Origin of the sequence: Rhizobium redzepovicii (assembly GCF_019793435.1) — a bacterium.
Classification (GTDB): Bacteria; Pseudomonadota; Alphaproteobacteria; order Rhizobiales; family Rhizobiaceae; genus Rhizobium; species Rhizobium redzepovicii.
Genome location: NZ_JAILYH010000064.1, coordinates 1 through 829 on the forward strand (window position 1 = coordinate 1; position 829 = coordinate 829).

Genomic DNA, 829 nt, shown 5'->3' on the forward strand with positions numbered 1-829 from the left:
TACAACGTGAAGATCCGAGTGAAGCCGGATGGTTCCGGTGTCGAGCTTGCCAATGTGAAGATGTCGATGAACCCGTTCGACGAGATCTCGGTGGAAGAGGCGCTGCGGCTGAAAGAAGCCGGCAAGGCCGAGGAAGTGGTGGTCGTGTCGATCGGCCCTGCCAAGGCCGAGGAGACGCTGCGCACGGCGCTCGCCATGGGTGCCGACCGGGCGATCCTGGTCGAGACCGATGATGCGGTCGAACCACTGGCGGTCGCCAAGATCCTCAAGGGTGTCGCCGATGCCGAACAGCCGGGTCTGATCATCGTCGGCAAGCAGGCGATCGATGATGACAGCAACCAGACCGGCCAGATGCTGGCGGCACTGCTCGGTTCGGCGCAGGCGACCTTCGCCTCGAAGATCGAGATCGGCGACGGCAAGGCTGAGGTCACCCGCGAGGTCGATGGCGGCCTGCAGACGATCGAGATCAAGCTGCCGGCGGTGGTCACATCGGATCTGCGTCTCAACGAACCGCGTTATGCCTCGCTGCCGAACATCATGAAGGCGAAGAAGAAGCCGCTCGACAAGAAGTCGCCTGATGATTTCGGCGTCTCCACCACGCCGCGGCTGAAGGTGCTGAAGACCGAGGAACCCAGTGGCCGCAAGGCCGGCGTCAAGGTCAAGTCGGTCGCCGAACTGATCGACAGACTGAAGAACGAAGCCGGCGTGCTTTAAGGCAGGAAAGAGAGAACACCATCATGACCATTCTTCTTCTGGCCGACCACGACAATGTCAGCCTTTCCGACCAGACCGCCAAGGCGCTGACGGCAGCAAGCCAGATCGGCTCCGA

The 829-nt window shown here is 61.8% G+C and carries 1 protein-coding gene; it reads left to right on the forward strand.

Annotated features, from left to right (window positions below; genetic code table 11):
* Window positions 1–714, forward strand: a 714-nt coding sequence (locus K6N12_RS33575) for an electron transfer flavoprotein subunit beta/FixA family protein (protein WP_222149174.1), incomplete at its 5' end; no start/stop codon positions are given.
* Between the last annotated feature and the right edge of the window lie 115 nt (window positions 715–829).